General features: G+C 71.8%; 20 protein-coding genes. 17 read left to right on the forward strand and 3 right to left on the reverse strand.

The window, feature by feature from the left end; translation table 11 throughout:
- Window positions 1-2 precede the first annotated feature (2 nt).
- The 14 genes from ABT048_RS14185 to ABT048_RS14250 all read left to right on the forward strand — a co-directional run bounded on the left by ABT048_RS14185 (window position 3) and on the right by ABT048_RS14250 (window position 16,893).
- Window positions 3-692 carry a response regulator gene (locus tag ABT048_RS14185; RefSeq protein ID WP_350521635.1) on the forward strand — a complete coding sequence of 230 codons (690 nt, stop codon included), beginning with the start codon at window positions 3-5 and terminating at the stop codon, window positions 690-692.
- Between the two features lie 162 nt (window positions 693-854).
- A complete protein-coding gene (locus tag ABT048_RS14190) occupies window positions 855-1,784 on the forward strand; it encodes a Rossmann-like and DUF2520 domain-containing protein (RefSeq protein WP_350521737.1) in 930 nt (309 codons plus the stop codon).
- Window positions 1,784-2,689, forward strand: coding sequence for a pantoate--beta-alanine ligase (gene panC, locus ABT048_RS14195; RefSeq protein ID WP_350521636.1), 906 nt, complete (start codon window positions 1,784-1,786; stop codon window positions 2,687-2,689). The genes ABT048_RS14190 and panC overlap by 1 nt, the downstream gene beginning before the upstream one ends.
- Window positions 2,690-2,743: 54 nt before the next feature.
- The gene (panD, locus tag ABT048_RS14200; RefSeq protein WP_350521637.1) at window positions 2,744-3,205 is read left to right on the forward strand and encodes an aspartate 1-decarboxylase; all 462 of its coding nucleotides are present in this window, start codon (window positions 2,744-2,746) and stop codon (window positions 3,203-3,205) included.
- Between the two features lie 3 nt (window positions 3,206-3,208).
- Complete coding sequence (locus ABT048_RS14205) at window positions 3,209-4,882, forward strand: L-aspartate oxidase (RefSeq protein WP_350521638.1); 1,674 nt, start codon at window positions 3,209-3,211, stop codon at window positions 4,880-4,882.
- A gap of 4 nt (window positions 4,883-4,886) precedes the next feature.
- Window positions 4,887-5,858 carry a carboxylating nicotinate-nucleotide diphosphorylase gene (gene nadC, locus ABT048_RS14210; RefSeq protein WP_350521639.1) on the forward strand — a complete coding sequence of 324 codons (972 nt, stop codon included), beginning with the start codon at window positions 4,887-4,889 and terminating at the stop codon, window positions 5,856-5,858.
- A gap of 47 nt (window positions 5,859-5,905) precedes the next feature.
- A complete protein-coding gene (locus ABT048_RS14215; protein WP_350521640.1) occupies window positions 5,906-6,691 on the forward strand; it encodes a type III pantothenate kinase in 786 nt (261 codons plus the stop codon).
- Between the two features lie 155 nt (window positions 6,692-6,846).
- Window positions 6,847-7,596, forward strand: coding sequence for a hypothetical protein (locus tag ABT048_RS14220; RefSeq protein WP_350521641.1), 750 nt, complete (start codon window positions 6,847-6,849; stop codon window positions 7,594-7,596).
- Window positions 7,597-7,691: 95 nt separating this feature from the next.
- A complete protein-coding gene (gene lysX / locus ABT048_RS14225; protein WP_350521642.1) occupies window positions 7,692-9,248 on the forward strand; it encodes a bifunctional lysylphosphatidylglycerol synthetase/lysine--tRNA ligase LysX in 1,557 nt (518 codons plus the stop codon).
- 305 nt (window positions 9,249-9,553) lie between these two features.
- On the forward strand, window positions 9,554-10,024 hold the full coding sequence (locus tag ABT048_RS14230; RefSeq protein WP_350521643.1) for a BlaI/MecI/CopY family transcriptional regulator: 471 nt from the start codon (window positions 9,554-9,556) through the stop codon (window positions 10,022-10,024).
- A 9-nt stretch (window positions 10,025-10,033) separates the two neighbouring features.
- Window positions 10,034-10,570, forward strand: coding sequence for an amino-acid N-acetyltransferase (locus tag ABT048_RS14235; RefSeq protein WP_350521644.1), 537 nt, complete (start codon window positions 10,034-10,036; stop codon window positions 10,568-10,570).
- 91 nt (window positions 10,571-10,661) lie between these two features.
- Complete coding sequence (locus ABT048_RS14240) at window positions 10,662-11,012, forward strand: histone-like nucleoid-structuring protein Lsr2 (RefSeq protein ID WP_350521645.1); 351 nt, start codon at window positions 10,662-10,664, stop codon at window positions 11,010-11,012.
- Window positions 11,013-11,685: 673 nt separating this feature from the next.
- Window positions 11,686-14,205 carry an ATP-dependent Clp protease ATP-binding subunit gene (locus ABT048_RS14245; RefSeq protein ID WP_350521646.1) on the forward strand — a complete coding sequence of 840 codons (2,520 nt, stop codon included), beginning with the start codon at window positions 11,686-11,688 and terminating at the stop codon, window positions 14,203-14,205.
- A 342-nt stretch (window positions 14,206-14,547) separates the two neighbouring features.
- The gene (locus ABT048_RS14250) at window positions 14,548-16,893 is read left to right on the forward strand and encodes an immune inhibitor A domain-containing protein (protein WP_350521647.1); all 2,346 of its coding nucleotides are present in this window, start codon (window positions 14,548-14,550) and stop codon (window positions 16,891-16,893) included.
- 137 nt (window positions 16,894-17,030) lie between these two features.
- Here ABT048_RS14250 and ABT048_RS14255 read toward each other — a convergent pair whose 3' ends face one another.
- The gene (locus ABT048_RS14255) at window positions 17,031-18,218 is read right to left on the reverse strand and encodes a threonine aldolase family protein (RefSeq protein WP_350521648.1); all 1,188 of its coding nucleotides are present in this window, start codon (window positions 18,216-18,218) and stop codon (window positions 17,031-17,033) included.
- Window positions 18,219-18,593: 375 nt separating this feature from the next.
- On the opposite strand from ABT048_RS14255, the gene ABT048_RS14260 reads away from it, so the two are divergent.
- Entirely contained in the window at window positions 18,594-19,532 is a 939-nt protein-coding gene (locus ABT048_RS14260; protein ID WP_350521649.1) for a M23 family metallopeptidase, read from the forward strand.
- A gap of 7 nt (window positions 19,533-19,539) precedes the next feature.
- Here ABT048_RS14260 and ABT048_RS14265 read toward each other — a convergent pair whose 3' ends face one another.
- Complete coding sequence (locus ABT048_RS14265; protein ID WP_350521650.1) at window positions 19,540-20,283, reverse strand: TetR/AcrR family transcriptional regulator; 744 nt, start codon at window positions 20,281-20,283, stop codon at window positions 19,540-19,542.
- A gap of 223 nt (window positions 20,284-20,506) precedes the next feature.
- Between ABT048_RS14265 and ABT048_RS14270 the strand changes: the two genes are divergently transcribed.
- Complete coding sequence (locus tag ABT048_RS14270) at window positions 20,507-22,099, forward strand: MDR family MFS transporter (RefSeq protein WP_350521651.1); 1,593 nt, start codon at window positions 20,507-20,509, stop codon at window positions 22,097-22,099.
- Window positions 22,100-22,182: 83 nt separating this feature from the next.
- Here the strand turns inward: ABT048_RS14270 and ABT048_RS14275 are convergent, their stop codons facing one another.
- Window positions 22,183-23,112, reverse strand: a complete 930-nt coding sequence (locus ABT048_RS14275; RefSeq protein ID WP_502894008.1) for an HhH-GPD family protein — start codon at window positions 23,110-23,112, stop codon at window positions 22,183-22,185.
- Between the two features lie 331 nt (window positions 23,113-23,443).
- On the opposite strand from ABT048_RS14275, the gene ABT048_RS14280 reads away from it, so the two are divergent.
- Window positions 23,444-24,322 carry a hypothetical protein gene (locus tag ABT048_RS14280; RefSeq protein WP_350521652.1) on the forward strand — a complete coding sequence of 293 codons (879 nt, stop codon included), beginning with the start codon at window positions 23,444-23,446 and terminating at the stop codon, window positions 24,320-24,322.
- Window positions 24,323-24,361 lie beyond the last annotated feature (39 nt).

The raw sequence follows: 24,361 nt of genomic DNA on the forward strand, positions 1-24,361 counted from the left end.
CCTTGACCATCCGCGTGATGCTCGTCGACGACCAGGAACTGCTGCGCACCGGGTTCCGGATGATCCTGCAGTCGCAGGGCGACATCGAGATCGCCGCCGAGGCGGGTGACGGCGCGCAGGCCGTGGAGCTGCTGCGGCACACCAAGGTGGACGTGATCCTGATGGACGTCCGGATGCCGCGTCTGGACGGCGTGCAGGCGACCCGCCGGATCTGCCTGGCCGAGGACGGCAGCCCGCTGCCGGGCGCCCCGCACGTGCTCATCCTCACCACCTTCGACCTGGACGAGTACGCCTTCGCCGCGCTCAAGGCCGGCGCCAGCGGCTTCCTGCTCAAGGACGTCCCGCCGACCGAGCTGGTGGCCGCGATCCGCGCGGTGCACGGCGGGGACGCGGTGGTGGCCCCGACCACCACCCGCCGGATGATCGACCGCTTCGCCGAGGTGCTGCCCACCCCGCAGAGCGCGCCCGGCTCGAACGTCCTCGGCCCGCTGACCGAGCGCGAGCGCGAGGTGTTCCTGCTGGTCGCCCAGGGCCTGTCGAACGGTGAGATCGCGGCCCGGCTGGTGCTCTCCGAGGCGACCGTGAAGACCCACGTCGGCCGGATCCTGGCCAAGCTCGGCCTGCGCGACCGGGTCCAGGCCGTGGTGCTGGCGTACGAGGCCGGGCTGATCCGGGCCGGGGCCACCGACTGAGCCACCGACTGAGCCAGCGGCTGAGTCTCCCTGGCTCCTCGGCGCCGACCGTAGACTGGGGCGGTACGTCCGGTACCCGACGAGTGGACCGGAACGGTCATTCAGGACAAGGGTGGATGCGTGGATCCGTCCGACTTCGCCGGTTCCGGCGAGTTCGCCCCGATCGCCGACGGCCTCGGCGACCCCGCTTTCGGAGATCCCGGTGATCCCGGCAACCGCCCGGCCCGGCTCGCCGTCGGCGTGGTCGGCACCGGCCGGGTCGGCCCCGCGCTGGGCGCCGCACTGCAGCTCGCCGGGCACACCGTGGTCGCCGCGTCGGGGGTGTCCGCCACCTCGCGCCGCCGCGCCGAGGCGCTGCTGCCGGGCGTGCGGATCGTCACCCCGCCGCAGGTGCTGGCCGCCGCCGACCTGGTCCTGCTGACCGTCCCGGACGACGCGCTGGCCGACCTGGTGGCCGGGCTGGCCGCCACCGGCGCCGTGCGCCCCGGCCAGCTGGTCGTGCACACCTCCGGCGCGCACGGCGTGGCCGTCCTGGAGCCCGCCACCCGGGCCGGGGCGCTGCCGCTGGCCCTGCACCCGGCGATGACCTTCACCGGCACCTCGGTCGACCTGGACCGGCTGGCCGGCTGCCCCTTCGGCGTGACCGCCCCCGAGGAGCTGCGGCCGGTCGCCGAGGCGCTGGTGGTGGAGATGGGCGGCGAGCCCGAGTGGGTGCCCGAGGAGGTCCGCCCGCTCTACCACACGGCCCTCGCGCACGGCGCGAACCACCTGGTCACCCTGGTCGCCCAGGCGATCGAGCTGCTGCGCACGGCCGGCGTGGCCGAGCCGGGCCGGATGCTCGGCCCGCTGCTGGGCGCCGCCCTGGACAACAGCCTGCGCTCCGGCGACGCGGCCCTCACCGGCCCGGTCGCCCGGGGCGACGCGGGCACCGTGCGGCGCCACCTGGCGCAGCTCAGTACGGTGTCCCCCGACATCCCGGCGGCCTACCGAGCGATGGCCCGCGCCACCGCACAGCGGGCGCTCGCCAACGGAACGATCGACGAAACGTCGGCGGCGGCGCTGCTGGACGTACTGAACGAGGAGACGCGCTAATGGCACGCGGCAAGCAGCCGAACAAGCCCCAGCGGACGCCGAAGGTCCACCGGGCCGTCGTCACCCGCACCGTGGACGACTTCGAGGCCGCGTTCTGGCCGGACGAGCAGCCGGTGGACAACGCCGTGGTGATGACCATGGGCGCGCTGCACGAGGGCCACGCCGCGCTGATCCGGGCCGCCCGCAAGCAGGTCGGCCGGGACGGCCGGGTCGCGGTGACGGTCTTCGTCAACCCGCTGCAGTTCGGTGCGGGCGAGGACCTGGACCGCTACCCGCGCACCCTCGACGCCGACGTGAAGCTGGCCGAGGAGAACGGCGCCGACGTCGTCTTCGCGCCGTCCGTCGAGGAGGTCTACCCGAACGGCGAGCCGCAGGTGCGCCTGGTGGCCGGCCCGATGGGCGAGCGCTTCGAGGGCGCCACCCGCCCCGGGCACTTCGACGGCGTGCTGACCGTGGTCGCCAAGCTGCTGCACATCACCGACCCGGACTTCGCCCTCTTCGGCGAGAAGGACGCCCAGCAGCTGGCGCTCATCCAGCGGATGGTCGCCGACCTGGACTTCGACGTCGAGATCGTCGGCGTGCCGACCGTCCGCGAGGAGGACGGCCTGGCGCTGTCCTCGCGCAACCGCTACCTCTCGGAGGAGGAGCGCACCCGCGCGCTGGCCCTGTCCCGGGCCCTGTTCGCCGGCCGGGACGTCGCCGCGCAGGGCCCGAAGGCCGTGCGCGAGGCCGCCTCGGCCGTCCTGGACGGCGCCGAGGGCGTCGCCCTCGACTACCTCGCCCTGATCGACTCGCACGACTTCTCGGAGGCGGCGGACGACTTCCAGGGCGAGGCGGTGCTGGCCGTCGCCGCGAAGGTGGGCGAGACCCGCCTGATCGACAACGTCCGCATCATCGTCCGGTAGTCCCGGCAGTTCCGACCCCCCTCAGGCATGCACTCACAGGAGGCGTGACCCGCAATGCTCCGCACCATGCTCAAGTCCAAGATCCACCGGGCCACCGTGACCCAGGCCGACCTGCACTACGTCGGCTCCGTCACGGTGGACGAGGACCTGCTCGACGCCGCCGACCTGCTCCCCGGCGAGCTGGTCCACATCGTCGACATCGACAACGGCGCCCGGCTGGAGACGTACACCATCGCCGGCCCGCGCGGCTCCGGCGTGATCGGCATCAACGGCGCCGCCGCCCGTCTGGTCCACCCCGGCGACCTGGTCATACTCATCGCCTACGGGCAGATGGACACGGCCGAGGCCAAGGGCTACGAGCCGAAGATCGTCTTCGTGGACGAGCAGAACCGGATCACCGGCCTGGGCGGGGACCCCGCGGAAGCCCCGGAGGGCAGCGGACTGCTCCGCGGGGACGCGGCGTACCGTGACGAGGACGGCGCGGCCACCGCGGCCACGCGCCGAAGGAGCCGCTGAGTCATGTCCGTCACCCACCGCCTCACCGCCCCGGCCCCGGGCTGGACCGCCACCACCGACGTGGTCGTGGTCGGGTCCGGCATCGCCGGCCTCACCGTCGCCCTCAACGTCCGCAAGGCCGGCCTGCGGGCCATGGTGGTCACCAAGGCGGTCCTGGACGAGGGCTCGACCCGCTGGGCCCAGGGCGGCATAGCCGCGGCCCTGGGCGAGGGCGACACCCCCGAGCAGCACCTGGACGACACCCTGGTCGCCGGTGCCGGCGTCTGCGACGAGGCGGCCGTCCGCACCCTGGTCACCGAGGGCCCGGACGCCGTCCGCCGGCTGATCGCGGTCGGTGCGGCCTTCGACCGCGGCGAGGACGGCGAGATCCTGCTCACGCGCGAGGGCGGCCACCACCGCCACCGGATCGTGCACGCGGGCGGGGACGCCACCGGCGCGGAGGTCTCCCGCGCGCTGGTCGCCGCCGTCCGCAGCGACCCCGACCTCGAACTGATCGAGCACGCCCTCGTCCTCGACCTGCTGACCGACGCCGCGGGCCACACCGCCGGGCTGACCCTGCACGTGATGGGCGAGGGCCAGCGCGACGGCGTCGGCGCCGTCCGGGCCCGCGCGGTGGTGCTCGCCACCGGAGGCCTGGGCCAGGTCTTCTCCGCCACCACCAACCCGGCCGTCTCCACCGGCGACGGCGTGGCCCTGGCCCTGCGAGCCGGCGCCGCCGCCGCCGACCTGGAGTTCGTCCAGTTCCACCCGACCGTGCTCTGGCTCGGCGCGGACGCCGCGGGCCAGCAGCCGCTGGTCTCCGAGGCCGTGCGCGGCGAGGGCGCCCACCTGGTGGACGCCGACGGCGTGCGCTTCATGGTCGGGCAGCACGAGCTGGCCGAACTCGCCCCGCGCGACATCGTCGCCAAGGCGATCACCCGGCGCATGCAGGAGAAGGGCGCCGACCACATGTACCTGGACGGGCGGCACTTCGGGGCCGAGATGTGGGAGCACCGCTTCCCCACCATCCTGGCCTCCTGCCGCTCCCACGGCATCGACCCGGTCACCGAGCCGATCCCGATCGCCCCGGCCTCGCACCACGCCGCGGGCGGCGTCCGCACCGACCGGCACGGCCGCACCTCCGTCCCCGGCCTGTACGCCTGCGGCGAGGTCGCCTGCACCGGCGTGCACGGCGCCAACCGGCTGGCCTCCAACTCCCTGCTGGAGGGCCTGGTCTTCGCCGAGCGGATCGCCGCCGACCTGGCCGAGCGCCACGTGGCCGGCGAACTGCCCGAGCGCACCGTGGACGTCGCCGCCGCGCAGGCCGCCGTGGCCGTGCCGCTGCCGGCCTCCGAGTCGCGCGCCGAGATCCAGCGGCTGATGTCGCGCGGCGCGGGCGTGCTGCGCTCGGCCGCCTCGCTGGCCGACGCCGCGGCCGGGCTGGCCCTGCTCGCCGAGCAGGCCCGGTCCCACATGGCCGAGGAGAAGCCGGCCGACCCCCGGGTGGAGACCTGGGAGGCCGCCAACCTCCTGCTGGTCGCCACCGCCCTGGTCGCGGCCGCCGCGCAGCGCGAGGAGACCCGCGGCGGCCACTGGCGCGAGGACTTCCCCGAGCGTGACGACGCCCACTGGCGACGCCACCTGATCACCACCCTCGCCGCCTCCGGCGACCCCGTCAGCACCCCCGAGGAGCAGTAGAACCATGACCCACGCGCACGAGGAACTCCCCCTGGCCGATCAGGGCGGCGGCTGCGGCGACGGCTGCGCCTGCGGGGACGGCGAGGGCTACGAGACCGGCCTGGACCCGCAGCTGGCCGAGCTGCTGGAGGAGGCCGGGCTGGACCCGATCGAGGTCGAGGACATCGCCACCCTGGCGCTGGCCGAGGACCTGGCCGGCGGCGAGGACGTCACCTCGGTGGCCACCGTGCCCGCCGACGCGGTCGCCACCGCCGACTTCACCGCCCGCGAGGCCGGCGTGGTGGCCGGCCTGCGGATCGCCGAGGCGGTCGTCTCGCTGATCTGCGAGGAGGAGTTCGAGGTCGAGCGGCACGTCCAGGACGGCGACCGGGTGGAGGCCGGCCAGGTGCTGCTGTCGGTGCGCTCGCGCACCCGCGACCTGCTGACCGCCGAGCGCAGCGCGCTCAACCTGCTCTGCCACCTGTCCGGCATCGCCACCGCGACCCGGGCCTGGGCGGACGCCCTGGAGGGCACCGGCGCGGTCGTCCGGGACACCCGCAAGACCACCCCGGGCCTGCGCGCGCTGGAGAAGTTCGCGGTGCGCTGCGGCGGCGGCGCCAACCACCGGATGGCGCTCTCGGACGCGGCCCTGGTGAAGGACAACCACGTGGTCGCCGCGGGCGGCGTGGCCGAGGCCTTCCGGGCCGTCCGGGCCGCGTACCCGGAGCTGCCGGTCGAGGTCGAGGTGGACGAGCTGGCGCAGATCCAGCCCGTCCTGGAGGCCGGCGCGGACCTGATCCTGCTGGACAACTTCACCGTCGAGCAGCTGAAGGAGGCCGTCGCGCTGGTGGCCGGCCGGGCGAAGCTGGAGGCCTCCGGCGGACTGACCCTGGTCAGCGCGCGCGAGGTCGCCCAGACTGGTGTCGACTACCTGGCCGTGGGCGCGCTGACCCACTCCTCGCCGATCCTGGACATCGGCCTGGACCTGCGCGCCTGACCGTCAGGAGCAGAGCAGACCCGTCCCGACTCGCAGAAAGCGTCCCCGTGCTCCTCACCATCGACGTCGGCAACACCCAGACCACGCTCGGCCTGTTCGACGGCGAGGAAGTGGTGGAACACTGGCGGATCTCCACCGATCCGCGCCGCACGGCCGATGAACTGGCGGTGCTGCTGCAGGGGTTGATGGGCAACCACACCGCGGTCCGGGAGGCCTCGGTGGAGGGCCTGGCGATCTGCTCCTCCGTCCCCGCCGTGCTCCACGAGCTCCGCGAGGTGACCCGCCGCTACTACGGCGACGTCCCCGCGGTGATCGTGGAGCCCGGCGTGAAGACGGGCGTCCACGTCCTGATGGACAACCCCAAGGAGGTCGGCGCCGACCGGATCGTCAACGCGCTGGCCGCCAACCACCTGTACGGCGGCCCGTGCATCGTGGTCGACTTCGGCACCGCGACCACCTTCGACGCCGTCAACGCCCGCGGCGACTACGTCGGCGGCGCGATCGCCCCCGGCATCGAGATCTCCGTCGAGGCGCTCGGCGTCCGCGGCGCCCAGCTGCGCAAGATCGAGCTGGCCCGGCCGCGCAACGTGATCGGTAAGAACACCGTCGAGGGCATGCAGTCGGGCATCCTCTACGGCTTCGCCGGGCAGGTCGACGGCCTGGTCGAACGGATGGCCCGCGAACTCGCCAAGGACCCGGACGACGTCCAGGTGATCGCCACCGGCGGCCTCGCCACCCTCGTCCTCGGCGAGGCCACCACCATCGACGTCCACGAGCCCTGGCTGACCCTCATCGGCCTGCGCCTGGTGTACGAGCGCAACCGGCCGAGCTGAGCGGCGCTCAGCGGGCCGTCCCGGGCCGCCGCGAAGTCCCGGAGGTCCTCGTCCCGACGCCGACCGCGCGGCGCCCCCTTTCCCAGCGGGCCGATCGTGCGGACTTCGGCGCGACGTTACCGACAAATCGGATATTCCTCACGTAGTGTCAGTCCATGCCTACGCCACACGGATCGCGCGGCGGCATGGCCTTCAGCGCCGACGAAGTCCGCGTGCTGCGCCGCGCCCTCGCCCAAGCCCTGCACCCCGCCGTTCCCTTCCACCTCCAGGTGCCCGACCGGCCGGCACTCGCCGGGCCGGGCGCCGAACTCTGGGCGGAGGACGTCCAGGACGCGCTGCGCCTGACCGAGGCGATCGACGAGGCCGTCCAGGAGGGCGGCCGGCTGCGCGCCTTCCTGCTCGCCGACCTCGGCCGCTACCGCTCCGCCCTGCCCGGCAGCGCGCCCGGGTACCTGGAGCGGCTGGAGGAGGCGGTGTCCGACGGCTACCTGCCCGGGCCCGAGGACCTCACCGCGCTGCGCGGGCTGACCCGTCAGCCCTGCGGCCACGGCGAGCGCTCGCGCCGCTCGCGGCTGGCCGGGCGCTGCCACGCGCTGGCCGAGGCCGCCGTCCGCGAACGCCTCGCCCTCGCCACCGGCCAGCCTCGCCACCTGGTGGCCGTACCGAGCCCCGCCGCACCCCCGAGCAGTCACCCCACCCCTGTAGGAGGACGGACCACCATGAGCAGCACCGACTCCCGCCCGGAGCAGCCCGCCGAGCCCGCCGCCGCGAAGACCCCGCCCCGCCCCCACCGGATGCCCACCCCGGCCGAGCTCTTCGGCCGCCGCCCCAAGCCCCCGGCCAGGCCCGCCCCGCCCGCCGAGGAGGCCCCCGAGGAGATCGAGCTCGCCACCGGCACCGGCTGAGCCGCACCGGCCCGTGAGGGGAGACCGCCACCGCGGTCTCCCCTCACGCGCAATCCGGTCGCGGAGCACGGTGTACGGCTGGCTACCCTTGTGGGGTGAGCGATCAGAGCCTTGTTCCCGCGACCGACGACCTTCCCGAGCAGATGCGCGTCCGGCGCGAGAAGCTGGACCGGCTCCGGGCGGCCGGCGTCGACCCGTACCCGGTCGGATTCCCCCGCACCAGCACCATCGCGGACCTCCGTGCCAAGCACCCGGACCTGGAGCCGGACACCGCCACCGGCGAGCGCTCCGGCATCACCGGCCGGGTGATCCTCTCCCGCACCGGCGGCAAGCTGTGCTTCGCCACCCTGCGCGACGGCACCGGCGACCTCCAGGTGATGTTCTCCCTGGACAAGCTGGGCGCGGAGCGGCTGGCGGCCTGGAAGTCCGACATCGACCTCGGCGACCAGGTCGGCGTCGAGGGCGAGGTGATCACCTCCAAGCGCGGCGAGCTGTCCGTGATGGTGGACCGCTGGGAGCTCACCGCCAAGTGCCTGCGCCCGCTGCCGGACAAGCACAAGGGCCTGACCGACCCGGAGGCCCGGGTCCGCCAGCGCTACGTGGACCTGATCGTCAACCCCGAGGCCCGCGAGATCCTGCACCTGCGCAGCCGCGTGGTCCGCTCGATCCGCCGCACCTACGAGGACCGCGGCTACATCGAGGTCGAGACCCCGATGCTGCAGCCGGTGCACGGCGGCGCCAACGCGCGTCCGTTCAAGACGCACATCAACGCGTACGACATCGACCTCTACATGCGCATCGCCCCCGAGCTGTACCTCAAGCGGCTGGTGGTCGGCGGCGCCGAGAAGGTCTTCGAGATCAACCGCAACTTCCGCAACGAGGGCGCGGACTCCACCCACAACCCGGAGTTCACCTCGCTGGAGTCGTACGAGGCCTACGGCGACTACGACACCCAGGCCGAGCTGATCCGCGCGACGATCGTCAACGCGGCCCGGGACGCGCTGGGCACCACGGTGATCAAGGGCGTGGACGCGCACGGCGTCGAGCACGAGATCGACCTGGCCGAGCCGTGGGAGGAGGTCAGCGTCTACCCGGGCATCTCCGCGCACCTGGGCGTCGAGGTCACCCCGCAGACGACCGTCGAGGAGCTGCGCAAGCTGGCGGCCGAGCACGGCATCCCGTTCGAGAAGGACTGGGGCCACGGTCAGATCGTGCTGGAGATGGTCGAGCGCCTGCTGGAGGAGAACGCCGTCCGGCCGACCTTCATCAAGGACTACCCGACCGAGGTCTCCCCGCTGACCCGCGAGCACCGCTCGATCCCGGGCGTGGCCGAGAAGTGGGACCTGGTGATCTTCGGCACCGAGATCGGCACCGCCTACTCGGAGCTGGTCGACCCGGTCGAGCAGCGCGCCCGCCTGACCGCCCAGTCCCTGCTGGCGGCCGGCGGCGACGTCGAGGCGATGCAGGTGGACGAGGACTTCCTGCGCGCGCTGGAGTACGCGATGCCCCCGACCGGCGGCCTCGGCCTCGGCGTGGACCGCCTGATCATGCTGCTGACCGGCAAGAACATCCGGGAGACCGTGCTCTTCCCGCTGGTCAAGCCGGAGCCGAAGGCTTCCGCCGCGACGGCGGAGAAGACCGAGGAGGAGTGACCTGATGGACTACGTCAGCGCGATCGTGCCGCCGCTGGTCATGGCGATCGGCTTCGGGTTCCTGGTGCGGGCCATCATCCGCAGCCAGGGCGGGAGCCGGAAGGCCAAGGAGGACTTCGACTGATCCCCCCGGGGGTCCGGGCCGTCCCCGGGCCCCCGACGACCTGCGGGCGGACCCGCGACGGACGCCGTCAGCCGCCCCGAACGACCGGCGCGCCGCCATTCCCGAATCCCGGGGGTGGCGGCGCGCCGGTTTGGCGCACTTCACAAGATTTGCCCCATTCACTCCCTATCCTGGCCGCACTATGGTCCGGCAACTCGGCGAACTTGAGAACGCCATCATGACCCGGGTGTGGCAGTGGAACCGACCGGTGACGGTTCGCGAGGTTCTCCTGGATCTGCAGTCGGAACGCGAAATCGCGTACACCACGGTGATGACCGTCCTGGACAAGCTCCACAGAAAGGGCTGGCTGCGCCGCGAGCGGGCCGGCCGGGCCTATCGATATGAACCGGTCTCCTCGCGTGAGGCGTACACGGCGGCCCTGATGAACGACGCCTGGGCCACCAGTGACAATCCGGCGGCCGCCCTGGTGCACTTCTTCGGCCTGATGTCGCCCGAGCAACGCGAGGCACTGCGGGACGCGTTGCGGGTCGCCGCTCTGTTCCCGCCCGATCCGCCGGGGGCGGATTCCGCACCGGCGGACGGCCCGGATACCGCCGAGGCGGATACCGGCGGACCGGATACCGGTGGGACCGCACCCGGGGCGACGCGATAACGTCCCGCCATGGAGGTCACCATCCGCCGCGCACGGACCACGGACGTGCGGGCAGTACGCAGGCTCATCGACGCCTACTCGCGCGACGGCATTCTGCTGGACAAGCCCACTGTCACACTGTTCGAATCCGTCCAGGAGTTCTGGGTCGCGGAACGCGACGACAACGGCGCGGTGGTGGCCTGCGGCGCCCTGCACGTGATGTGGGAGGACCTGGCCGAGGTCAGGACGCTCGCGGTCGATCCGGTCTGCCGGGGCTTCGGCATCGGGCACCTGCTGCTGGAGAAGCTCGTGCAGACGGCCCGCTGGCTCGGCGTCCGTCGGATTTTCTGCTTGACGTTCGAGGTCCCGTTCTTCGCGAAACACGGTTTCGTCGAGATCGGCGAGGTCCAGGAAACCGATGATGGTACGACAGACCCGGCGGCGATCGCTACGGATGTCTATGAAGAACTCCTCCGCTCGTACGATGAAGGCGTCGCCGAGTTCCTCGACCTGGAGCGCGTGAAGCCCAACACACTGGGCAACTCGCGCATGCTGCTGCACCTCTGACCGGCTCCGCCCGGGTCAAGGGTTTGTGTTTTCCGGAGAAAAGCGCTTTCCTTTCCTTAGGCAATGGGTCGTTTAGCGGAAAGGGAAGCCCGTGGCACAGAGGGTGCAGGTCATTCTTGAAGACGATCTCGACGGTGGTTCGGCGGACGAGACGGTGACGTTCGCGCTCGACGGCGTTGCCTACGAGATCGACCTGAAGAGCGCCAACGCGGACAAGCTCCGCGGCCTGCTGGCGCCGTACGTGGAGAAGGGCCGCAAGCAGAGCGGCCGGCTCGCCGGCGCCCGCCGCCCGGGCCGCGGCGCCGCCCAGCGCCCCTCCGGCAGCGCTCCGGACACCGCGAAGGTCCGCGCGTGGGCCAAGGAGCAGGGCATGGACGTCAACGACCGCGGCCGCGTGCCGAGCACGGTCCGCGAGGCCTACGACAAGGCCAACGCGTCCTGACCCCGGCGCCGCCGGCACGCCGGAGCGGATGCGGGGCCCCGGCTGCCGCGCACGGCACCGACGACACACGCGCGGGGCGCGGAGGAGTCTCCTCCGCGCCCCGCGGCGCGTACCCGGACGACCGCGGCGCGTGCCCGGACGGCCACGGCGCCACCGGCACCGGGAGGCGTCCGGGGTGCGGGCTCGGGCGGCGGAACAATCACGAGCTGTGCAACGCTGTAGGGGCGAAGCGGTAACGCGGACACCACCGGGATGGCGTACCGACCATCCGGGCCGCCGTTGAACCACCGTCACCGCGGCCCGACTTCTCGCCAGGCGAACACCGCCACCGCGGAAACTGCGCGAGAACCGCCCCGATACCGGGTATGAATGCAGGTGGACGGGTTCTCGGACCCGTCCAGGGGCAGTATGCGCGACCGGTCGGAGAGGGTCCGGGCGCGCCCCGGCGGCGCTTGTTCGCCGATGGCGTAGCGGATTCCGGTGCATCCGGCCCACCAGTGGGAACACCGTTTCCCAGCATCAGGTTGGGATTGGTGTCGGCTGGTCGCGCAGCATCTCTCTCCTCTACCGGGGAGTGAATCCGTGGGCCGCGCCGCTGAGCGGGACTAGCATGCGGAAGGACAGGGCGGGGACGGACCCCGAACTGCCCGACCGCTCTGAGGAGCGATAAACGATGTTCGAGAGGTTCACCGACCGCGCGCGGCGGGTTGTCGTCCTGGCTCAGGAAGAAGCCCGGATGCTCAACCACAACTACATCGGCACCGAGCACATCCTCCTGGGTCTGATCCACGAGGGCGAGGGCGTCGCCGCCAAGGCCCTGGAGAGCCTCGGGATTTCTCTTGAGGCCGTTCGCCAGCAGGTCGAGGAGATCATCGGCCAGGGCCAGCAGGCCCCGTCCGGTCACATTCCCTTCACGCCCCGGGCGAAGAAGGTCCTGGAGCTGTCGCTGCGGGAGGCCCTGCAGCTCGGCCACAACTACATCGGCACCGAGCACATCCTGCTCGGCCTGATCCGCGAGGGCGAGGGCGTCGCCGCCCAGGTCCTGGTCAAGCTGGGTGCCGACCTCAACCGGGTGCGCCAGCAGGTCATCCAGCTGCTCTCCGGCTACCAGACCAGCGGCGGCAAGGAGTCGGCCACGGCCGGCGGGCCCGCCGAGGGCACCCCGTCGACCTCGCTGGTCCTGGACCAGTTCGGCCGCAACCTCACCCAGGCCGCCCGCGAGGCCAAGCTCGACCCGGTCATCGGGCGCGAGAAGGAGATCGAGCGGGTCATGCAGGTGCTGTCCCGCCGCACCAAGAACAACCCGGTGCTGATCGGTGAGCCCGGCGTCGGCAAGACCGCCGTGGTCGAGGGCCTGGCGCAGGCGATCGTCAAGGGCGAGGTCCCGGAGACGCTCAAGGACAAGCAGCTCTACACGCTGGACCTGGGCGCCCTGGTGGCCGGCTCGCGCTACCGCGGTGACTTCGAGGAGCGCCTGAAGAAGGTGCTCAAGGAGATCCGCACCCGCGGCGACATCATCCTGTTCATCGACGAGCTGCACACCCTGGTCGGCGCGGGCGCCGCCGAGGGCGCCATCGACGCCGCCAGCATCCTCAAGCCGATGCTGGCCCGCGGCGAGCTGCAGACCATCGGTGCCACCACCCTGGACGAGTACCGCAAGCACCTGGAGAAGGACGCCGCGCTGGAGCGCCGCTTCCAGCCGATCCAGGTCGCGGAGCCGTCGCTGCCGCACACCATCGAGATCCTGAAGGGTCTGCGCGACCGCTACGAGGCCCACCACCGGGTCTCCATCACGGACGCCGCCCTGGTCGCCGCCGCCACCCTGGCCGACCGGTACATCTCGGACCGCTTCCTGCCGGACAAGGCGATCGACCTGATCGACGAGGCCGGCTCCCGGATGCGCATCCGCCGGATGACCGCGCCGCCGGACCTGCGCGAGTTCGACGAGAAGATCGCCGACGTGCGCCGCGAGAAGGAGAGCGCGATCGACGCGCAGGACTTCGAGAAGGCCGCGTCCCTGCGCGACGACGAGAAGCAGCTCCTGCAGGCCAAGGCCAAGCGCGAGAAGGAGTGGAAGGCCGGCGACATGGACGTCGTCGCGGAGGTCAACGAGGAGCTCATCGCCGAGGTCCTGGCCACCGCCACCGGCATCCCGGTCTTCAAGCTGACCGAGGAGGAGACCTCGCGCCTGCTGCGCATGGAGGACGAGCTGCACAAGCGCGTCATCGGTCAGAAGGACGCCATCAAGGCGCTCTCCCAGGCCATCCGGCGCACCCGTGCGGGCCTCAAGGACCCGAAGCGCCCCGGCGGTTCGTTCATCTTCGCCGGCCCGTCCGGTGTCGGTAAGACCGAGCTGTCCAAGACGCTCGCCGAGTTCCTCTTCGGCGACGAGGACGCGCTGATCGCGCTCGACATGTCCGAGTTCTCCGAGAAGCACACCGTCTCCCGGCTGTTCGGCTCCCCGCCCGGCTACGTGGGCTACGAGGAGGGCGGCCAGCTGACGGAGAAGGTCCGCCGCAAGCCGTTCTCGGTCGTCCTGTTCGACGAGGTCGAGAAGGCCCACCCGGACATCTTCAACTCGCTGCTGCAGATCCTGGAGGACGGTCGCCTGACCGACTCCCAGGGCCGCGTGGTCGACTTCAAGAACACCGTCATCATCATGACGACCAACCTCGGCACCCGGGACATCTCCAAGGGCTTCAACCTGGGCTTCGCGGCCACGGGTGACACCCAGACCGGGTACGAGCGGATGAAGGCGAAGGTCGGCGAGGAGCTCAAGCAGCACTTCCGCCCCGAGTTCCTGAACCGTGTCGACGACATCGTGGTGTTCCACCAGCTGTCCGAGGACGACATCATCCAGATCGTCGACCTCATGATCGCCAAGGTGGACGAGCGGCTCAAGGACAAGGACATGGGCTTGGAGCTCAGCGTCGAGGCCAAGAAGCTGCTGGCCAAGCGCGGCTACGACCCGATCCTGGGTGCCCGTCCGCTGCGCCGCACCATCCAGCGCGAGATCGAGGACCACCTCTCCGAGAAGATCCTCTTCGGTGAGCTGCGGGCCGGTCACATCGTCGTCGTCGACGTCGACGGCGAGGGCAAGGAAGCCAAGTTCACCTTCCGCGGCGAGGAGAAGTCGGCCGTCGCGGACACCCCGGCTGCGGTCGCCTCGTCCGGTCCGGACCTGACGAAGTAGCCAACTTTTAACAGACAACTTCACAGCCACCGAGCCCCCGGCGTTCACGCCGGGGGCTCAGTGCGTTCCGCCCCGTCGGAGCGCCTGCCGCCGCGGACTCGGACGGGTGGCTTCCGGGCTGGTTGGTACGCGTGCGGTCGATTTCTCAGGCAGCTTTAACGAACATACGGTTGACAGATGGTCAGCTGATGGGAAGTCGCGGAGCATAGCGCCGTGACCATGTCACGGTCAAGGTCTATCTTTTTTATGCACGCTTGTATCAAATGACGTCCACCTGTCTTTCATTTTGGTTTGCCGGGCTTTGGCCATGAGCTGGCCCCGGTCGGGGAGGACGTCACAACGTTGAAGAACACCAGGAGAACCGCTGCAGCCGCGACGGCCGCAGCGGTCATAGTCACGCTCGGCGCGGGCCTGTTCCCGAGCACCGCCGTCGCGGCCGGCTCGGCCCCCGTGCCGAAGGACCCGGCTGAGGCCGTCCAGAACACCGAGCACAACATCCCGGGCCCGCTGACCGCGAAGGTGGAGGCCGAGCAGAAGGCCGCCACCGAGAAGCTGCTCAACGGCACCGCCCAGGTCGAGCAGCACAACGGCAGCACCAGCGTGAAGCTCGGCAAGGACAAGTACGTGGAGCTCGCCCGCGAGCGCACGGACAAGATCTTCACCATCCTGGTCGACTTCGGCGACCAGGTGGACAACACCACCAAGACGCCGGACGGCAAGGTCAAGTACGGCGGCGAGGCCGGTCCGAAGCACAACGAGATCGCGCAGCCGGACCCGGCCACCAACAACTCGACCGCGTGGCAGGCCGACTACAACCAGCAGCACTACCAGGACCTGTACTTCTCCAAGGACAAGCCCTCGCTGAAGACCTTCTACGAGAAGCAGTCCTCGGGCCGCTACTCGGTCGACGGCGTGGTCTCGGACTGGGTCCGCGTCCCGTGGAACGAGGCCCGGTACGGCTCCGACTACTGCGGCTCCAACGTCTGCGCCAGCGCGCAGGACCTGATCCGCGACGCCGTGGACATCTGGTACAAGGACCAGCTGGCCAAGGGTCAGACCGACGCCCAGGTCAAGGCGACGCTGGCCCAGTACGACCAGTGGGACCGCTACGGGTCGCACCACGACGGGAACTTCAACCAGCCCGACGGGTACATCGATCACTTCCAGATCGTGCACGCCGGTGAGGACAAGTCGGCCGGCGGCGGCAAGCAGGGCACCAAGGCCCTGTGGGCGCACCGCTCCTACGTCTACGGCAACCTGACGGGCCAGGCCGGCCCCGAGGGCAACAAGCTCGGCGGCGTGCAGGTCGGCAACTCCGGTCTCTGGATCGGCGACTACACGATGCAGCCGGAGAACGGCGGCCTCGGCGTCTTCGCGCACGAGTACGGCCACGACCTCGGTCTGCCGGACCTCTACGACACCGCCGGCAAGGGCATCGACAACTCGGTCGGCTTCTGGTCGCTGATGTCCTCCGGTTCCTGGCTGGGCGAGGGCAAGAACAGCATCGGCGACATGCCGAACGACCTCGACGCCTGGAGCAAGTACCAGCTCGGCTGGCTGAAGGTCGACCGCGCCAAGGCCGGCACCGAGTCGACGCACCACATCGGCCCGGTGGAGTACAACACCGACCTGCCGCAGGCGCTCCTCGTCGACCTGCCGAAGAAGAGCATCACCACCGACATCAACAAGCCGTTCGCGGGCGGCAACGAGTGGTGGAGCGGCAGCGCCGACAACCTGAACGTCACGCTCACCCGTGACGTCGACCTGACCGGCAAGACCAAGGCCAGCATCAACGCCAAGGCCTGGTACGAGCTGGAGCCGGACTTCGACTACGCCTTCGGCGAGGTCTCCACCGACGGTGGCAAGACCTGGACCGTCGTGGACGGCACCTGGAACGGCACCGCTCTCCCCCGCGAGAACGACCGTCCGGCCGTGAACGGCCTGGCCGCCACCTGGGGCGACCTGTCCTTCAACCTGGACGCCTACGCGGGCAAGCAGATCAAGTTCCGCTACCACAACACCACCGACGGCGGCCTGCACTACCGCGGCCTGGCGCTGGACAACATCGCGGTGGTCGCCGACGGCGCCACCCTGTTCAGCGACGACGTGGAGAACGGTGACAACGGCTGGGCCGCCACCGGCTTCACCCGCTTCGGCGGCTCGTACACCAAGGACTACGCGCAGTACTACATCGCGGAGAACAAGCAGTACGTGTCGTTCGACCAGACGCTGAAGACCGGCCCGTACAACTTCGGCTTCGCCGACAAGCCGGGCTGGGTCGAGCACTACGCGTACCAGCCCGGTCTGCTGATCTGGTACTGGGACACCTCCCAGACCGACAACAACGTCAGCGCCCACCCGGGTCACGGCCTGGTCCTGCCGGTCGACTCGCACCCGACCCCGATCAAGTGGAGCGACGGCACGCTGATGCGTCCGCGCATGCAGGGCTTCGACTCCACCTTCGGCTCGCGCCGCGTCCCCGCGCTGACCCTGCACAAGGCCAGCGTCGAGACCGTCGTCCCGAAGTCGAAGGGCGTCGACGAGTTCTCCGACCTGAAGTCCTGGTGGTCCAAGGACAACCCGTACTCCGGTGTCGACGTGCCGAAGACCGGCACCAGCATCGAGGTCGAGAACGAGTCCTCGAACTACCTGGAGACCTGGATCCGGGTCCGCCCGGTCGACAACTGATCGAGCCCGTAGCGATCAGCCTGTGACCAGGCAGCTCTGACGGAACCACGTCCGGCCCGTCCCCGCACCGCGGGGGCGGGCCGGACGCTTTGTCGGGTCTCCCTCCGGGCCGGCAGCCCGTCAGGGCCGGCGCCTGGTCAGGGCCGGCCGGCGCGGGTCCGCAGCCGGTCCAGGAAGGCCGCGGCCGCCACCTCGACGTCGGCGCCGGTCCAGTCGAGGGCGGGCGAGGCGACCGTGACCTCGGTCATCGCCAGGCCCGGCAGCTCGCGTTCGCGCCAGGCTCCGAACAGCCCGATCCCGGTCTCCTCGGCCTGCTCCAGCGAGACCTCCTCCAACTCCTCGGCCGGGTACGGCAGCCAGAGCCGGAACTGGTGGGTGTGCGGCGGGGCCGGGTGCACCCGGGCGCCGGGGACGGCGGCGAAGGCCCGGGCCAGCGCCTCGGCGACCGTCCGGGCGTGCGCCACGTACCCCTCCAGCAGCGGCAGTTCGCGCTCCAGACCGGCCAGCGCGGCCAGCGCGAACGGCCACTGCTGGAAGAGCTGCCCGCCGTAGCGGTGGCGCCAGGCCCCGGCGGTGCGCACGAAGCCGGCCGAACCGGCCAGCGCGGCACCGCTGATCCCGCCGAGCGTCTTGTAGAAGGAGACGTAGACCGAGTCGGCCAGGGCGGCGACCTCCGGCAGCGGGCGGCCGAGCGCGACCGCGGACTCCCAGATCCGCGCACCGTCCAGGTGCAGCGCCGCGCCGTGCTCCTCCCGCACCACCGCGGCCAGCGCCCGCAGCCGCTCCCAGTCGGGCAGCACGAACCCGGCGTCGCGCAGCGGCAGTTCCAGGCTCAGCGCGGCGTACGGCTCGTCCAGGGCGCGCACCTCCTCGGCGGTGGGCTGGCGCGGCGCGACGGTCGGCCAGAGGCTGCGCAGACCGGTGAGGACGCCCAGCGCGTGCCGCTCGTGCCGGTCGGTGTGGGCCAGCGGGTGGGTGGCGACGGTGCGCAGCCCGGCGGCCTCGGCGTGGATCCGCAGGGCGACCTGCTGGGCCATCGTGCCGGTCGGGAAGAAGGCCGCGTCCTCGGTGCCGAGCAGCCCGGCGACCCGCAGCTCCAGGGCCCGGACCACGCCGTCGCCGTACTGGTCCGGCCGGTCGTCCAGATCGGGGGCGGCTCCCTTCCCGTCCGGAGGCGGATCGGCCAGGTCCGCGAGGCGTTCGCGGATGGTCCGCGGCCGGACGCCGGACAGGATGCGCTCGCAGCCGCGCAGGGCGGCGAAGCGGCGGTCCGCCGGGCTCGGGCGGTCACCGGCGTCGGGGTCTTCGCTCCTGTTGCCATACATGGGTCGATGGTCCCGCAGCGGGCCCGACCGGTCATCGGTGCGGACGCAAGCGGTTCGGACGGAGGCGGTTCGCGCCCGTCAAACCCCGGCCGCGGGTGGTACTGGTCACAGGCCCTCGCCCCGGTACGACCGGCGGTAGTAGCGGGGCCGGACGGGCCGGTGAGCCGTCCGGGAGCGGTCGTGGGCGACCGGATCCCGTGATCGTCGCCCCGCCGGTCCGGGGATACGGCGCCGCACCGACTAGCCGCGGTAGTACGTCACACCGTTTGGGAGTGCGCCCGGTGCCGGTTAGACCTGTGTGGTCCCCCGCTCAGCACGCGCCCCGGACGGGCCCCGTCGTGCTGCCCCGTCTCGACCCGTGAGGTACGGCCACCGATGTCCACCGTCCCGCCCGTGGGGCCGACCCTGCGCCGGCTCGCCGCCCGTACGGCGGCCCAGGCGGCGGCCTGGCAGCCCCGGCTCGACAACGCCGTCCGGGCCCATGTCGCGCCGCTGCGCACGCTCGCCACGCCCCGGCACACCACCCTGCCGGGCAGCCGTCAGCGGGCCGAGCACGACCACGCGCTGGCCTCGGTCGGAGCGGCCGCGGCGCTGCTGGCCGGCGTGCTGCTGGTCGCCGCGCCCGGCAGCGCCTCGGCCCAGACCGTACGGCCCACCACGCCGGGCAGCTCGGCCTTCACCGCGCCGCAGGCGGAGGTGCCCGCACCGGGACTGGTCCAGGTGGCCGGCCCCAGCGCGTACAAGCTGCCCGGGGACGGTCCCTCGGCCCAGCAGTCCGTGGCGGTGGCGGCCAACCTGCTGCCCGCCGATCCGCCCGCCCCGGCCGCGGCCGCGCAGCCCGAGCCGGTCGCCGCGCCGGCGCCCGAACCGGAGCCCGCCCCGGCCCCGGCGCCCGCCCCCGCCCCCGAGTGGTCGGCGCCGGTGCCGAACGCGCCGACCAGCAATCCGTACGGGGTGGCCAACCGCGAGTACGCGGCCGGGTACCACACCGGGGTGGACTTCGCGGTCTCCTCGGGCACGCCGCTGCTGGCGGTCGGCAACGCGACCGTGGTGTCGGCCGGTTGGGACGGCGCGTACGGCAAGGAGGTCGTGCTGCGGCTCGCGGACGGGCACTTCGCGCAGTACGCGCACATGTCCTCGCTCGCGGTCTCGGCCGGCCAGCACGTGTCGGCCGGCCAGCGGATCGGGCTCTCTGGGAGCACCGGCAACTCGACCGGACCGCACCTGCACTTCGAGATCCGCACCAGCAACCGCTACGGCGCGGTGGTCAACCCGGTCGCGTACCTCTCGGGGCACGGCGTCACGAACTTCTGACCGTCCCTCACGGACCGACGGGGGCGGACGCGGGCGGTGCCGGCGGGGCCGGAGCAGGTGCGGGCGGCGCCGGCGGAGCCGGGGCAGGCGCTGCCGGCGGTGCCGGCGGGGCCGGGGCGGGCGCGGGCGGTGCGGGGTGGCTGATCCGGCCGCCGATCTCCAGCGCGATCTCCCGGGCCGCCCGGATCGCCTCGTCCAGCGTGGCCGCCGTGTCCAGCGGCTCGCCCCAGACGTTCTCGGCGTGGCCGCAGTCCGCGGTGTCCTGCTTGAGCAGGAACAGCGACGAGTGGACGGTGAACAGCGCCATCGCCGCCCGCAGCCGGTCCGGGAAGTCCGCGTTCGGCCCGTGCACCAGCTGCATCATGGTGATCATGCGGTCGCGGAAGGCCAGCCCGGCCGGCGACTCGCGCAGCGCGGGCTGGTTCTCGTGGAAGAAGCGCAGCAGCGGGGCCCGCTCGGCCATCCCGTCCGCGAAGCGGCGGATCAGCTCGTCGCGCATCTCCGGGCTCCAGGACTGCTTGCGGCCCCACTCGATGGTCTCGTCGATCGGCGCGGCCATCCGCTCGACGATGCCCAGGACGATGTCGTCCTTGGTCTTGAAGTGGTAGTAGAGCGCGGCCTTGGTGACACCCAGGCGGTCGGCGATCTCGCGCAGTGAGGTCTGCTCGTACCCCTGCTCGGAGAAGAGCTCCAGCGACACCTCGATGATGCGAGCCCGGGTGTCGCTGCGGGGGCTGTGCGGAGTGCCCATGGCCTGCCTCATGACTGCGTCGGTGACTTCTGCGGATCCCCGGGGTGGCGTCCGCCCCGGGCACATTCTCCCTGCCCAGGTGGCCGGTTCGGAAACTGGCTTGACGACCGGCTAGGGAACAACTTACCGTGCCGACGTTACAAGAAACTAGCCGGGCGTCAAGTAAGTAGCCGCCGAGCGGCGCGGATGCGCGTCCCAAGCACCCTCCGGGAGACCCCACCTCATGTCACAGTCCAAGACCGCCGCTCCGGTGCCGGAGGACAAGACGGCCGAGGAGGAGCAGCCGCGGTCACCCCGCGAGATCCGCCTCGTCATGGTCGGCCTGGTCGTCACCATGCTGCTGGCCATGCTCGACAACCTGATCGTCGGCACCGCGATGCCGACGATCGTCGGCGACCTCGGCGGCGCCGAGCACCTGTCCTGGGTGGTCACCGCGTACACCCTGGCCACCGCCGCCTCGACCCCGATCTGGGGCAAGCTCGGCGACATGTACGGCCGCAAGGGCACCTTCCTCACCTCGATCGTGATCTTCCTGGTGGGCTCGGCACTGTCCGGCCTGTCGCAGAACATGAACGAGCTGATCGGCTTCCGCGCCGTGCAGGGCCTGGGCGCCGGCGGCCTGATGGTCGGCGTCATGTCGATCATGGGCGCGCTGGTTCCGCCGCGCGACCGCGGCAAGTACCAGGGCATGTTCGCCGCGGTGATGGCCCTCGCCACCATCGGCGGCCCGCTGGTCGGCGGCTTCATCACCGACCACCTGAGCTGGCACTGGACCTTCTACATCAACCTGCCGCTCGGTGTGGTCGCGCTGGCCGTGGTCATCGTGACCCTGAAGCTGCCGAAGGTCCGCAGCACCGCCAAGATCGACTACCTGGGCGCCATCCTGCTCACCGTCGGCATCACCTCGCTCGTGCTGATCACCACCTGGGGCGGCCAGCAGTACGCCTGGGGCTCCAAGCAGATCCTCGGCCTGGCCGCGCTCGCCGCCGCCTCGCTGATCGCCTTCTGCTACGTGGAGCAGCGGGTCGAGGAGCCGATGCTCCCGCTGACCCTGTTCAAGAACCTGAACTTCACCCTGGTCTCGATCATCGGCTTCATCGTCGGCTTCGTGATGTTCGGCTCGACCGTCTTCCTGCCCCTCTACCAGCAGATCGTCCAGGGCGCGTCGGCGACCAACTCCGGCCTGCTGCTGATGCCGATGATGTTCGGCATGCTGGTCGTCTCGCTGGTGGTCGGCCAGGCCGTCACCAAGACCGGCAAGTACCGGATCTACCCGATCATCGGCACGATCGTGATGACCGCCGGCATGGTCCTGCTCTCCACCATGGGCGTCGGGACCAGCAGCTTCACCTCGGCCTGCTGGATGGTCGTGCTCGGCGCCGGCATGGGCTTCCTGATGCAGATCACCATGCTCGTCGCGCAGAACAGCGTCGAGCTCAAGGACATGGGCGTGGCCAGCTCCACCGCCACCCTGTTCCGCACCATCGGCGGTTCCTTCGGTGTCGCGCTGTTCGGCGCCCTGTTCAACAACCGGGTGACCGACACCATGAAGGAGAAGCTCGGCGAGCAGGCCGCCGGCGGCGGCGTGAAGGACCCGGGCCAGATGAGCCCGGCCGCCCTGCGCAAGCTCCCCGAGAACATCCAGGACGCCTACCACCACGCGGTGTCCAACGGCATGCACACCGTCTTCCTGTGGGGCGCCGGGGTGGCCGTGATCGCGATCGCCGCCGCGCTGTTCCTGCGCGAGGTGCCGCTGCGCGGCACCGGCAAGGGCGAGAAGCCGGCCGAGGCCTCGCTGGAGGCGGCGGCCGTCTGACGGTCCCCGCTCCGCACCGCACGACCCGGCACGACCGCGGCGCCCCCGGGAGGTCCTCCTCCCGGGGGCGCCGTCGTTCCGTCCTACTGCGGCAGGCGGTAGACACCCTGCTCGACCGGCTCGACCAGGCCGTCCGCGACCAGGCCGTCCAGGGCCCGGGCCCGCTGCACCGCGTCCGGCCAGACCGCGTCCAGCCGGGCCTGCTCGACCTCGCCGTGCGCCTCCCGCAGCACCGCGAGCAGCTTGCCGCGCACCTGGCGGTCCGTCCCCTCGTAGGACTGCCCGCGCCGGGCCGGACCCTCGTACGGCGGGCGGCCGGCCCGCTGCCAGGCGCAGCCGGCGAACAGCGGGCACTCCCCGCACTCCGGGCCGCGCGCGGTGCAGACCAGGGCGCCCAGCTCCATGACACCGACCGCCCAGGTGGCGGCGGTCCCGGCATCGGTGGGCAGCAGCGCGGTGGCGGTACGGCGCTCGGCGGCGGTGGTGGCCTGGGCCGGGTACTCGACGCCGGTCACCGCACGGGCGAAGACCCGCCGGACGTTGGTGTCCAGCACCACGTGCCGCTGGCGGAAGGCGAAGGAGGCGACCGCGGCGGCGGTGTACTCCCCCACCCCGGGCAGCGAGAGCAGCGTGGCGTGGTCGTCCGGGACCTCGCCGCCGTGCTCCTCGGTGATCGCCACCGCGGCCGCGTGCAACCGCAGCGCGCGGCGCGGGTAGCCCAGCCGGCCCCACATCCGGACCGCCTCGCCGGCCGCCTCGGCGGCGAGGTCGGCGGGGGTCGGCCAGCGGGTCATCCACGCCTCCCAGGCGGGCAGCACGCGCTTGACCGGGGTCTGCTGGAGCATGAACTCGCTCACCATGACCGCCCAGGGCGTCGCGTCCGGGGCCCGCCAGGGCAGGTCGCGCTTGGTCGCCTCGTACCAGTCCAGGACGGTCGAGTGGAACAGCGGCAGGGGCATCGGGAGCCGGGCGTCGTCGGTCCCGGCGGCGGCGGTGGCGGTGATGGCAGTCATGGCCCTTCGATCCTCCCACGCCCTCCGACCCGGCCGAAGTGGAGCAGAGGGGTCCGGACCACCGGAGGACCATCGAAGGACCATCGGAGGACCATCGGAGGACCCTCCGGCGGCATCACGGAGACCACGCCGGTGATCACCGCGGAGGTCACGCCGGCGAACGTTTCGGAGAACGTCCCGGAGAAGTTCCGGAGAGGGTCCCGGAGAAGTTCCGGACAATCAGCCCTTCGGGGCTCCCTCGAACGGATCAAATGGCGGATCATGTGAAGGAAGGGACGACTGTGCGGTGTTGGTGAGTCAATCGCCACACACAGTCTCGTAGAGTTTGGTCGTGCCCTCTCTGCGTCAACCCGTGGGACCGCTGCCGGCCTCGATCTACTGGCGTCGGCGCGTCGTCGTGCTCGCCGCCGTCGCGGCGGTCATCGCCCTGATCGCCTGGCTGATGACCGATCAGGGCGGAGGCGGTGACGGCGGCTCACAGAGCAAGGCCGCACAGGCCGTTCCGTCCCAGAGCCAGACCCCTGCCCAGGCCATCACGCCCGGCGCCTCACCGAGCGGCCCCGCCGCGCGCCCGGGCGGCGGCTCGGGCGGTTCCGGCGGCGGCCCGGTGGCCGGCGGCGGCGGCACCGAGGTCAATCTCAGCGGCGGCTCGACCGGCGGCGCCAACCCGGCTCCCGCCGGCGGCTCGGGTGGCTCCGGCGGTGCCGGTGGCACCGGTGGCGGCGCGGCGGGCGGCGCCGGCGGCGCCGGTGGCTCCGGCGGTGGCGTCCCGGCGTTCAACACGCCCGAGGTCATGGCGCTTCCGGTCTGCGCCTCCTCGCAGGTCGCCCTGGAGCTGGCCGGCACCCAGAACTCGTTCCAGCCCAAGGACAAGCCGCGGCTCGCCCTGACGGTCAAGAACTCCACCGGCGCCAACTGCCGGGTGGACCTGGGCCGGATCGCCTCCGCGATCACCGTGAGCGCCAGCAACGGCGAGCGGGTCTGGTCCTCCGGCGACTGCCCGGCCGACAAGGGCAGCATCTGGGTGCAGCTGGCGGCGAACGGCAGCCAGACCGAGACCTTCACCTGGGACCGCAGCCGCAGCAAGCCGCAGTGCGCGACCGCCGACCCGACGCCGCCGTCGAACGGCACCTACGTGGTGCTCGCCGAGCTCACCGGGCTCTCCGGGGACAAGGTCTCGGCGCGGACCTCGATCCGGCTGGACAACTGAGGGTCGGTCGACTCCGTTCGGGAGCCCCCGGTCGCCGCG

Source organism: Kitasatospora sp. NPDC096140, assembly GCF_040303045.1.
Lineage (GTDB): Bacteria > Actinomycetota > Actinomycetes > Streptomycetales > Streptomycetaceae > Kitasatospora.

Bases quoted from the DNA above. Each gene is read 5' to 3' on its own strand.
- panC (WP_350521636.1), top strand. From the start codon at position 1,784: ATGGCACGCGGCAAGCAGCCGAACAAGCCCCAGCGGACGCCGAAGGTC.
- panD (WP_350521637.1), top strand. From the start codon at position 2,744: ATGCTCCGCACCATGCTCAAGTCCAAGATCCACCGGGCCACCGTGACC.
- ABT048_RS14205 (WP_350521638.1), top strand. From the start codon at position 3,209: ATGTCCGTCACCCACCGCCTCACCGCCCCGGCCCCGGGCTGGACCGCC.
- nadC (WP_350521639.1), top strand. From the start codon at position 4,887: ATGACCCACGCGCACGAGGAACTCCCCCTGGCCGATCAGGGCGGCGGC.
- ABT048_RS14220 (WP_350521641.1), top strand. From the start codon at position 6,847: ATGCCTACGCCACACGGATCGCGCGGCGGCATGGCCTTCAGCGCCGAC.
- ABT048_RS14230 (WP_350521643.1), top strand. From the start codon at position 9,554: ATGGTCCGGCAACTCGGCGAACTTGAGAACGCCATCATGACCCGGGTG.
- ABT048_RS14235 (WP_350521644.1), top strand. From the start codon at position 10,034: ATGGAGGTCACCATCCGCCGCGCACGGACCACGGACGTGCGGGCAGTA.
- ABT048_RS14245 (WP_350521646.1), top strand. From the start codon at position 11,686: ATGTTCGAGAGGTTCACCGACCGCGCGCGGCGGGTTGTCGTCCTGGCT.
- ABT048_RS14255 (WP_350521648.1), bottom strand. From the start codon at position 18,218: ATGTATGGCAACAGGAGCGAAGACCCCGACGCCGGTGACCGCCCGAGC.
- ABT048_RS14260 (WP_350521649.1), top strand. From the start codon at position 18,594: ATGTCCACCGTCCCGCCCGTGGGGCCGACCCTGCGCCGGCTCGCCGCC.
- ABT048_RS14265 (WP_350521650.1), bottom strand. From the start codon at position 20,283: ATGGGCACTCCGCACAGCCCCCGCAGCGACACCCGGGCTCGCATCATC.
- ABT048_RS14270 (WP_350521651.1), top strand. From the start codon at position 20,507: ATGTCACAGTCCAAGACCGCCGCTCCGGTGCCGGAGGACAAGACGGCC.
- ABT048_RS14275 (WP_502894008.1), bottom strand. From the start codon at position 23,112: ATGACTGCCATCACCGCCACCGCCGCCGCCGGGACCGACGACGCCCGG.